The organism is Bacteroides sp. CAG:633 (assembly GCF_000435115.1).
Classification (GTDB): Bacteria; Bacteroidota; Bacteroidia; order Bacteroidales; family Bacteroidaceae; genus Bacteroides; species Bacteroides ndongoniae.
In genome coordinates this window covers 10,233-20,504 of sequence record NZ_FR883037.1, presented here as the reverse complement: position 1 = coordinate 20,504, position 10,272 = coordinate 10,233, and the positions used below count along the sequence as shown (strand labels likewise).

Here is a 10,272-nt window from a genome sequence, read left to right as displayed (position 1 = left end):
AGCAGGGCTCCGTAGCCGCTCTTCATGCAGACGATCTGTCCCCACTCGCTGTCGGAGTTCAACTCGGCCACGTATTGCTGCCACGGTCGTATGGCTGTCGGGCTGGCGGGGGGCGGCGTCGTCGTCGGCGGCGTAGCTACTACAACAACATCTTTCTCTTTTTCTTTCTTTTTTTCTTTATATATAGTGGACGTGTTTGTGTTGCTTTTGGTGTGGATGTTGTTGTCAGTTGCTTCATTTTCAGATGGTTGCGCAGCGATTTCCGTCGGTTTTGGTGCCTTTTTCGTGCTGTTTTGGGCTGTTTTCGGGCCGTTTTTCGCTGTTTTTTTGCTGTTTTCCGACGATTTTTCATCGATTTCCGCTGTTTTTTCGCTGATTTTCGTCCGATTTTCGTTGTTTTCCGCTGTTTTTTTGCCCGAAACGGACGCATTTCGGGTGTTTTTCATAGTTTTCCGGCTGTTTTTTCCGGTCGTTTTCGGGGTTGTTTCGCGGTTTTCGGTCGGGCAGAGTACCGGTTGCCATGCGTCTGCGGGGTCGGTTTCCAACTCTTGTTCGCATTGCAGTTTCAGCGGGACGATGTTGCCTGCTTCGTCGCAACCGAACAGTCCGCTTTCCAGCACTACCCATTCGATCATCTGTTTGGTGTAGTAGCGGGTGGCAAACGGTTTGAGGTCTTTCAATCGGCATCGGTTGTTGGAGAAGTAGGACATCTTTTCGCGGATGTACCAGTAGACTCCAAAACCTTTGCCGTGCAGCTTTTCCTCCATGGCCTCCATGCGAGGGTCGAGCGACGCTTCGATGGGGTGAGTGAAATAGAAGTGGCCTTTCATAGGTGTCTCCTTTCTTTAAAAAAATTAAACAATCGAGAAATTTTAGGACATACGGGTGGCCGTTCCCACTTGGTGGAAGGAACCTTCCCGGGGGCTGAACCCCCTGTACGTCTTTCGGGTTGGTGGCATCTGATGGCTGTCGCCGGGCCAGCGAATAGCAAGCTCCTATGGTTGTAGAATTAGCTTGCATTCAGGGTTAGAAGCGGAGATCCCGGGTTCGTGGTGTTTCGGTCCTGGGGACTCCATACAAGATCCGAAACTGTTCTCATAGTTGTTTTGTTATCCTGACAAAACATGGCAAATATAAGGGTGGATGTGTAATCGTGCAACGATTTTACATGAAAAATTTCTTAAAATCAAAAATATTTTTTTTAAAAAGAAAAAACTCGGCGAAGATTTGCCAGAATCGAAGTAAGTATTTAAATTTGTCGGCCTAAAATGGTGCGTTACACGCTGTAACGAAGCTAACTACCTGAATTTCATTTTCCTATACATTTTTATGGTTTGTTTCCGGTGCTTTAGGGTGCAGGTATGTCAGTTAAGGAACCGCTTTTTTTTAGGCACGGATTACACAGAAGTTCGCAGATTGTTATTCTTCCTTTTCTGCGTTTTTTCCGTGTAATCCGTGCCTAAAAAGAATAAGATGTCAGTCACTTCTCGCTTTGACATCCTTCGGACAACGTTGGAAACTTTCCTCAGAGTTTTTCGCCATTGATCAGTGTCTGCACGATGCGTTCGGCGGTGCGTCCGTCCCAGCGGTCGGGCAGGGTGGTGTGCTTCCAGTCGCCGTGCAGCAGCTTGTCGAGGGCGGCAGCCAGTGCAAACGAGTTTTCGCCCACCAGCTCGTTGGTGCCGATGCGCCATGTTTCGGGGTGTTCGGCGTAGGTGTTCAGCGTGATGCAGGGCACGTCGAGGAAGGTGGCTTCTTCGGCGATGTTGCCCGAGTCGGTGACGATGCCTTTGGCCTGGTTGATGAGGAAGCCGAAGTGCAGGTAGCTTTGGGGCGGCAGGATGTGCAGGTTGGCGGCGGGCAGGTCGAGTGCCTTGACGGCCTTCTCCACGTAGGGGTGCAGCGGAGCCACGATGGGCATGCCGTCGGCTTTTTCGATGACGGTCTGCAGCAGCGACTGTACGACGGCTTTTTTGTCGAGCAGGTCGTGGCGGTTGAGCGTCAGCAGCAGGTAGTTGCCTTTCTTCAGTCCCAGCGAGTCGAACCAGCGGGGCTGTATCAGCCGGTGGCGGTTGTAGCGTATGTTGTCGATGAGGATGTTGCCCACGTAGTGGATGTATTCGGGGATCATGCCTTCCTGGTTCAGGTTGCGGTTGGCCACCATGCCGGCGGTGAACAGGTAGTCGGAGATGGCGTCGACGATGGTGCGGTTCACCTCGCGCGGCATGTTCATGTCGAACGAGCGGGTGCCGGCGATGACGTGTGCCACCTTCAGTCCGCGCTTTTTGGCCACGATGGCGCAGCTCATGGTGGCTGTCAGGTCGTCGACCACGAGTATCACCTGTGCGGGGTGGGCATCGAGTTCTTTTTCGAAGGCCAGCATGATGGCGGCTGCCGTTTCCGACTGTCCTTGCGCGCTTACGCCCAGGCAGGTGTCGGGCTTCCTCATGTTCAGGTCGGAGAAGAGCGAGGCTTCCAGGCTGTTGTCGGCTTCGGGGCCTGTATATACTATGCGGTAGGTAATGTCCTTTCCGCTTTCCCTTGCCGCGTCGATGGCACGGCAGATGGGCGCTATCTTCATGAAGTTGGGACGTGCGCCCGATACGATTGTTATTTTCATTATTTGAGTCAAGATGAAAAAATGATGAGACAAAAATACGGTTTCTTAGGGAATTTATTTGTTACTTTGCTGATAAAATTGATGTGATATGCCAACATTTGTTCAGATTCTCGATTTTATAGGTACGTTTGCCTTTGCCATCAGCGGCATCCGTCTGGCTTCGGCCAAGCGGTTCGACTGGTTCGGGGCATACGTTGTAGGCTTTGTGACCGCCATTGGCGGAGGTACCATTCGCGACTTGTTGCTCGACGTCACTCCCGGCTGGATGACCGATCCCATTTACCTGATCTGTACCGGTCTGGCCCTGCTGTGGGTGATTCTGTTCGGAAAGCATCTGATTCATCTGAACAACACGTTCTTCATTTTCGACAGCATCGGTCTGGCCCTGTTCACCGTGGTGGGTGTGGAGAAGAGCATCCTGCTGGGCTATCCCTTCTGGGTGGCCATCATCATGGGTAGCATTACGGGTGCGGCAGGCGGTGTGTTCCGCGACGTGTTCATCAACGAGATTCCGCTGATTTTCCGCAAGGAGATTTATGCGATGGCCTGTGTGGTGGGCGGTACTGTTTATTTCCTCTGCCAGCTGGTGGGGCTGGATGCGTATATCTGCCAGATTGTGGGCGGTGTGTCGGTATTTCTGGCTCGTATCCTGGCCGTCAAGTATAAGATTTGCCTGCCCATCCTTTCGGGTGCGGGCGAGGAAGAGGAGAAGCGGTAGGAGCGGAGATATCAAGGTTTTCCTTCTGTCAGCAAGGTTGCTTTTTCCGCAAAATCAGCTGTAATGGCATTCAACTTCGGATTTCGGTTGTCTACTACGATACAGAGAAACAGGCCTTGACCTTCCACTTCTGCATGAGCTTTGCAGATGGTAAAACGGTTTTCTTCCGTGTTTTTGTCGAACCAGGAAAGAAACAGCCGATTTCTGTATTCCTCTCGTCCGTCGCTAGTATCGCATAAGTAAAGCATGATATCATGGTTGGAACGGAAAAATTCATTGATAATGGCAAGTATCGTTGCTTCCACCTTCGGGTCATGCCGACTTCGGACCTCTTCTATCTTGCGGATGATAAGTTGATAAGTAGCGCATCCGCCCAGTGTGATGTCCTCTTTATTGAAGCTCACGACGTAGTGGATGCCTAAATCTGTTTGGAATATGAACTCACTGCCCAGCAAATCTAATTTGTAAGGAGCTTGTTCAAGGATATGATTTAGAGAGAAATATATCATACCAACTCTACTTTACCTTTGATTCCAAGGCGTTTGAATTCCTTGCTTGTCTGTTTCAATGCTTGCTCTTTGTGTTTCTTCGCTTTTTTTAAAGCTTTAATTAAATCTTCTTTGGTCATCGTTTTCATAACTGTATCGGTTTTAGTTGTTCCCTTCTAACGGCAAAGGTACATAAAATTCTTGATATTTAGCATAATGCAGCATTGAAGTTCTTTGTTTTCCGCATGGCCGTTAGAGGGTGGGCTTGTTATGGGCAAAAAAATGAGTCCTCTTTAAAAAAGTCTGTTTCCTATGAGTCTTTTTATAGTTACTATCACTTTGCTCTGTCATCCTGAACAAAGTGAAGGATCTGTTATCACATAGCTTTCATAAGAGATCCTACGTTATGCTCAAAGGCAAAAAGTGTACTTTTTAAAGTGGACTCATAAATGAAGAATGAGGAATTGGGCTTCTAAGTCCCTTTAACTCCTGAAAATTCTTCATTCCTCATTCTTCATTCTTCATTTATTTCATTCTTCATTAAAACAGCGTATCCTTCGTGTTGAACAGTTTGCGGTCGCTCAGTCGGACAACTTTGCCGTATTTCTCCAACTTCTTCACGTCGATGTCCTTCGGGTTGCCCATGATGCCGATGCAGTAGGGCTTGCCCTTGATGTTGTCTTCGTAGAACTTCACGATGTCGTCGAAGGTCAGGGCATCGATTTTCGGCAGGTTTTCCTTGGCAGGGTCTTCGCTATAGCCGACGCGTTGCAGCGAGTTGAGGGTCTCGGCCTTGCTGCGGAACGACGGGTGAGTGGTCAGCGCTTCCTGGCGCATGTAGCTCTTGATGTTGTCGATGCGGTCGGCATTCTTCGGCATGTCGGTCACCAGACCCATGAATACGTCCAGTGCGTCGTTGGCCTTGTCGTTCTGTGTGCCGATGTTGCCAAACAGATAAGTCGGGTTGCCGGGCAGGGCAGGCGTGCCGATGTAGGCTCCGGCCGAGTAGGCCATGGAACGTTTTTCGCGGATTTCGTTCATCACCAGTCCGTTGAAACCTCCGGAGAAGTACTGGTTGAAGGCGTCGCGCAGCACGTCGTCCTTCTTGTCGTACTGGCCCAATGGCATGAAGAACCAGATCTGTGCCTGTTCGGCGTCGGAGTTGGGCAGGAAGTATACGGTATTCTCGGTGACAGAGGCCAGGGGCTTGTCTTGCGGCGAGGTGGACGGACGCTCGTTGGCTACCAGCGGCAGGTTCTTGCTGAGGATGTCGTAAGCATTGTCGAAAGGCATCGTGCCGCAGTAGAAGATTTCGGCCTCGTAGTTGGCGGCGCGGTTGATGTCGCCGGTCAGCTCGGAGATGGAGAGTTCGTAGATTTCCTTATCGGTCAGTTCGTCGATGAAGCTCGACTTGTCCTGATAGATCATGTACTGCATCAGGGCAGACGAAAGGGTGTTCACATTCTCCTTACGCTGCTGGCGTGCGCCCAGAAGCGAGCCTTTGATACGTGCCAGCTGCTTTTCGTCCAGCTGCGGCATCAGGATCTGGCGCGACAGCAGCTGGCAGGCTTGCGGCAAGGTTGCTTCGTAGCCCTCCATGGTGATGTACAGGTAGTTGTCGCTGGCGCTTACGCTGCAGGTGGCGTTCAGCTTGCTCAGCTCTTCCTTCAGCTGCTGGGGCTGGTAGGCACCCATCACGCCGGCATCGTTCATCAGCTGTGCGGCAATGCCCAGCTTGGGGAACTCGCGTTCGCCCACGCCGTATCGCAGGGTGAGGCTGAACACGTTGTTTTCGGGATTGACCGAATAGTACATCTTCGAGCGGTCGTTCAGCTTCTTGACCTGCACGTCGGTAAAGTCGATGAACTTTTCCTCGACATGTCCGATGGGCATGCTCTTGAACTGCAGGGCGTAGAGCGACTGCTTGCCTACGGGCGGTTCGATGGGCTTGTAGCCGGGCTTTTTGATTTTTCCGCTGTTGTCGGCCTTGCCTTTTTCGATGTAAAGGGCCAGGTAGTTGCCGGTCAGGTATTGCTTGGCCACGCGCTTGATGTCTTCGGTGGTGATGGCCATGATTTCGTCCTTGTAGCTGAGCACTTTGCCCAGGTCTTCTTCGTTGATGAAGGCCTGCATCAGTATCATGGCCTTGTTGGTGTTCGACTCCATGGTCAGGTCGAAGTCGCGGCACATGTTGGCCTTGATGGCTTCGATCTGCCAGTCCTCAAATTCGCCGTTGGCAATCTGCTCGATGGCTTTCAGGGCTTTCTTCTCGGCACTCTTGTTCGACTCGAAGCGGCGCTGGTTCTCGTCGTACAGGGGGATGGCATACACCATGTTGCGTCCCTGCTCGCGGCGGAAGTCGGTTGAGGCTCCGCAGCTGGTCAGTTCGCCGTCCAGGGTCAGCTTGTCCAGCGTGCCGGTGTTGCTGCTGTTGTGCAACAGCGACATGGCTATCTCCAGCGGTTTCTCGTCGGGATGTCCCGAGGGTACGCCCTTATAGGCCAGGCATACCATGGGGTAGTAGCCCACCTTGGCGGTGTACTGCTTGCGTCCCTTGATGTCGAGGTCGGGGTAGGTCTTGCGTTCGGGCGTGGGGCGTTTGGGCAGGCGTCCGAAGGTGGCGTTGATGCGTCCGCTGATCTGCTGTGCGTTGACGTTGCCCACCAGAATCAGTACCATGTTTTCGGGGGTGTACCAGTTGTTGTAGAACTCGATGAGCTTGCTCAGGCGCGGGTTCTTCAGGTGTTCGGGCAGGCCGATGATGGGGCGCGCATAGGGATGTCCCTCGAATGCCTTGCTCGATATAAACTCGCGTTGTACGCTTCCGGGGTCGTCCTGATACATATTATATTCCTCGTACACACTTTCCAGCTCGGTCTGGAACAGGCGGAATACGGGGTTGATGAGGCGTTGCGAATAGATTTCGAGCCATTTGTTGATCTGGTACGGGGGGAACGAGTTGTGGTAGTAGGTGACGTCGTAGCTGGTACCTGCGTTCAGGCCTTTTCCACCCATGCTCTCGATGAGGTTCATAAACTCGTTGGAAACGCTGATCTTGCCTTCTTCCACGGTCAGGTCGTTGATCTCTTTTCCGATGGCTTCTTTCTTCAGCGGGTCGGTCTCTTCGGCCATTTCATCGTACTTGGCGATGATCTGTTCGTAGATGGGCTTTTCCTTTTCCCAGTCCAGGGCGCCGATCTTGTCGGTACCTTTGAACATGACGTGCTCCAGATAGTGGGCCAGACCGGTGTACTCGGCCGGGTCGTTGACCGAACCGGTGCGGCAGGCTACGATACCATACACGTCGGACTTGGTGTTGTCTTCCCATATATATACGGAAAGACCGTTCTTCAGTTTGAAGGCTTTCAGCCCTTGTCCGAAGGAGGGCAGGGCAAGCAATGCGAAAGCCAGCAGAAGAATCGACTGCAATTTCAATGATTTCATAAAGTAAGTTATTTAGTTTTGGGTTTTTAAGTTTCTGAGTTTTTGAGTTCTTAAGTTCTTGAGTTTCTCGGTTATTGGGCTTTTAAGTTTTTGAGTTCTTCGTTCTTTTGGGTTTGTATTCCCCCAACTTAAAAACTAAAAAACTCAAAAACTGATAGAGTTTATAGGCTCATAAGTTTTCGTATTCCTCAGCTTAAAAACTAAAAAACTCAAGAACTCAAAAACTAAAACCGTAAGGCTGTTTACTTGTATGTAGGCAAAACTATAAAAAAATCACAGATGTTTTACGATTTTTTCGGAAAAAATAAGGAATGCATATCGGAAAGGGGAATGAAGAATGAAGCCGATTCTGACAATATGATATATAACATATCTTTTGGGTGAAAGAAATCTGCTCTTTTATTGTTGATATGTCAGAATTATCTGCTATATTTGTCTATGTTAAGTTAACCGAACAAATAATACCTTTAATTCCCCTACCGTTATGAAAAAGGAGATTAAATTCAGTCTTGTCTATCGTGACATGTGGCAATCGTCCGGAAAGTACCAGCCACGGGTGGACCAGTTGGTCCGCATTGCTCCGGTAATTATAGAAATGGGATGCTTTGCCCGCGTTGAGACCAATGGCGGCGCTTTCGAACAGGTGAACCTGCTTTATGGTGAGAATCCGAATAAGGCCGTGCGTGCCTTTACCAAACCTTTCAGGGAGGCAGGCATACAGACACACATGCTGGACCGCGGACTGAATGCACTGCGCATGTATCCGGTGCCGGCCGACGTACGCCGGCTGATGTATAAGGTGAAGCATGCCCAGGGGGTGGACATCACCCGTATCTTCTGCGGACTGAACGAAACGCGTAACATCATCCCTTCCATCAAGTATGCGCTTGAGGCAGGCATGATTCCCCAGGCTACGCTTTGTATCACCCATTCGCCCGTACATACCGTGGAATATTACGCGGCCATTGCCGACCAGCTGATCGAGGCGGGCGCTCCCGAAATCTGTCTGAAGGACATGGCAGGCATCGGACGTCCGGGCATGCTGGGACGTTTGACAAAAGCCATCAAGGACAAACATCCGGATATCATCATCCAGTATCACGGCCATAGCGGTCCGGGACTGTCGATGGCCTCCATCCTGGAAGTGTGCGAGAACGGGGCCGACATCATCGACGTGGCGATGGAACCCATGTCGTGGGGAAAGGTGCATCCCGACGTTATCTCGGTGCAGGCCATGCTGCGCGACAAGGGATTCCAGGTGCCCGACATCAACATGAAGGCCTACATGAAAGCTCGCTCGCTGACGCAGGAGTTCATCGACGACTTCCTGGGCTACTTCATGGACCCGAGCAACAAGCACATGTCGTCGCTGCTGCTGAAGTGCGGACTGCCGGGCGGAATGATGGGCTCGATGATGGCCGACCTGAAAGGCGTGCATGCCGGCATCAACCTGATACTGAAAGGCAAGGGCGAACCGGAACTGAGCATCGACGACCTGCTGGTGATGCTGTTCGACGAGGTGGAATACGTATGGCCCAAGCTGGGTTATCCGCCATTGGTGACCCCCTTCAGCCAGTATGTGAAGAATGTGGCACTGATGAATGTCATGTCGCAGGTGAAGGGCGAAGAGCGCTGGACGATGATCGACAACAACACGTGGGGCATGATTCTGGGCAAGAGCGGACGCCTGCCGGGCAAGCTGGATCCGGAAATCGTGGAACTGGCCCGGAAGAACAACTACGAGTTTACCGATGCCGATCCACAATCGTACTATCCCGACCAGCTGGACGAGTACCGCAAGGAGATGAAAGAGAACGGCTGGGACGTGGGCGAAGACGAAGAAGAACTGTTCGAGCTGGCTATGCACGACCGCCAGTATCGCGACTATAAGTCGGGCGTGGCCCGCAAACGTTTCGAGACCGACCTGCAGCGTGCCAAGGAATCGGCCTTGCTGGGCAAGGGCTTCTCGGACGAAGATGTGAAGAAACTGAAGCGTGCCAAGGCAGAGCCTATCACGGCACCGGCGAAGGGAACGGTGATTTGGGAAATAGATGTGACCAACCCGTCCATGCCACCCGAGCCCGGTCACAAATACGAGCCCGACGATACCTTCTGCTACATCACCACGCCGTGGGGAACGCACGACAAGGTGACGGCCAACTTCAGCGGACGCATCATCGAGGTATGTGCCAAGCAGGGCAGCTATGTGAAGAAAGGCGACGTGCTGGCTTATATTGAACGCGGGGAAGAACCGGCGTAAGGAGGCATTTTGATGGAAGTTAAGGAGTTAAAGCCGAAAGGCTTATAATGGTTAATGGTAAATGATAAATGGTTGATGATTAATGGTGAATGAATAATGTTCAATGGCGAATAGTCTGAGAAATTCTTCATTCTTAATTCTTCATTCTTCATTTATTTAGTTCTTCATTCTCCATTTAATAAGTTCTTCATTCTCCTTCAAATCAGAAGGCTTCCGTCATATTGAAATAGAAGAGAGTCTGATTGTTGACGGTGTTCTTTCCGAGATCCAGGCGTACGTTCATACGGGGCTGTACTTCGATGCGCAGTCCGACGCCGTAATTGGGAAGGACACCTTCTATTTTGCCCATCGTAGGACCCATGAAGCCGCATCCGGTCCATGCCACGAATCCCAGCCGATGCAGGACGCGTTTGAACCAGTTGCTTTGGTCGGTGTTGATCATCTGGCGGTATTCGGCCAGTACGACGTGCGATGAATAGTCGCGGTATTGTCCCATGTAGTAGCCGCGCAGGTCGAAAGGAGTACCGGTGAGGGCATATTGCGTAAGGGGCACGTTGCCGAATACGTTTTTGGTCTGTACGGTCCAGGCCAGCACTTTCCGGTTGCCCAGAGGCTTGTACTGGCGGTAGTCTATCTCCAGCCGGTAGAAGTTCTGGTCGCTTCCGATGATTTTCGAGTAGGCCATGCCACGTACGTCCAGGTAAAGGCCGGTGTAGGCATTGGCAGGTACGTCGCGGCTGTC

At 51.4% G+C, this 10,272-nt stretch carries 8 protein-coding genes; 2 read left to right on the top strand and 6 right to left on the bottom strand.

The features are described 5' to 3' along the window. Both QVP67_RS05350 and QVP67_RS05345 read right to left on the bottom strand, forming a co-directional pair. Positions 1–830 (bottom strand): hypothetical protein (locus tag QVP67_RS05350; protein ID WP_288179931.1); only part of this gene is annotated, 830 nt, incomplete at its 3' end. 695 nt (positions 831–1,525) lie between these two features. Next, complete coding sequence (locus tag QVP67_RS05345) at positions 1,526–2,620, bottom strand: UDP-N-acetyl glucosamine 2-epimerase (RefSeq protein ID WP_288179930.1); 1,095 nt, start codon at positions 2,618–2,620, stop codon at positions 1,526–1,528. Between the two features lie 88 nt (positions 2,621–2,708). Between QVP67_RS05345 and QVP67_RS05340 the strand changes: the two genes are divergently transcribed. Next, positions 2,709–3,338 (top strand): trimeric intracellular cation channel family protein, encoded by a 630-nt coding sequence (locus tag QVP67_RS05340; RefSeq protein ID WP_022162530.1) that lies wholly within the window; start codon positions 2,709–2,711, stop codon positions 3,336–3,338. Between the two features lie 11 nt (positions 3,339–3,349). Here the strand turns inward: QVP67_RS05340 and QVP67_RS05335 are convergent, their stop codons facing one another. The 3 genes from QVP67_RS05335 to QVP67_RS05325 form a co-directional block, all read right to left on the bottom strand. Next, positions 3,350–3,847 (bottom strand): DUF6169 family protein, encoded by a 498-nt coding sequence (locus QVP67_RS05335; protein ID WP_022162529.1) that lies wholly within the window; start codon positions 3,845–3,847, stop codon positions 3,350–3,352. After that, the gene (locus QVP67_RS05330; protein ID WP_022162528.1) at positions 3,844–3,975 is read right to left on the bottom strand and encodes a hypothetical protein; all 132 of its coding nucleotides are present in this window, start codon (positions 3,973–3,975) and stop codon (positions 3,844–3,846) included. Before QVP67_RS05330 ends, QVP67_RS05335 begins: the two co-directional genes overlap by 4 nt. 391 nt (positions 3,976–4,366) lie before the next feature. After that, a complete protein-coding gene (locus QVP67_RS05325; RefSeq protein ID WP_022162527.1) occupies positions 4,367–7,270 on the bottom strand; it encodes a M16 family metallopeptidase in 2,904 nt (967 codons plus the stop codon). A 484-nt stretch (positions 7,271–7,754) separates the two neighbouring features. Between QVP67_RS05325 and QVP67_RS05320 the strand changes: the two genes are divergently transcribed. Next, positions 7,755–9,530 carry a biotin/lipoyl-binding protein gene (locus tag QVP67_RS05320; RefSeq protein ID WP_022162525.1) on the top strand — a complete coding sequence of 592 codons (1,776 nt, stop codon included), beginning with the start codon at positions 7,755–7,757 and terminating at the stop codon, positions 9,528–9,530. Positions 9,531–9,732: 202 nt separating this feature from the next. Here QVP67_RS05320 and QVP67_RS05315 read toward each other — a convergent pair. Then, positions 9,733–10,272, bottom strand: a 540-nt coding sequence (locus QVP67_RS05315; RefSeq protein WP_288179929.1) for a BamA/TamA family outer membrane protein, incomplete at its 5' end; no start/stop codon positions are given.

What these genes read in the sequence shown, in the direction of transcription:
- QVP67_RS05345 (WP_288179930.1), bottom strand. Translation starts at nt 2,620, where the DNA reads ATGAAAATAACAATCGTATCGGGCGCACGTCCCAACTTCATGAAGATA.
- QVP67_RS05340 (WP_022162530.1), top strand. Translation starts at nt 2,709, where the DNA reads ATGCCAACATTTGTTCAGATTCTCGATTTTATAGGTACGTTTGCCTTT.
- QVP67_RS05335 (WP_022162529.1), bottom strand. Translation starts at nt 3,847, where the DNA reads ATGATATATTTCTCTCTAAATCATATCCTTGAACAAGCTCCTTACAAA.
- QVP67_RS05330 (WP_022162528.1), bottom strand. Translation starts at nt 3,975, where the DNA reads ATGAAAACGATGACCAAAGAAGATTTAATTAAAGCTTTAAAAAAAGCG.
- QVP67_RS05325 (WP_022162527.1), bottom strand. Translation starts at nt 7,270, where the DNA reads ATGAAATCATTGAAATTGCAGTCGATTCTTCTGCTGGCTTTCGCATTG.
- QVP67_RS05320 (WP_022162525.1), top strand. Translation starts at nt 7,755, where the DNA reads ATGAAAAAGGAGATTAAATTCAGTCTTGTCTATCGTGACATGTGGCAA.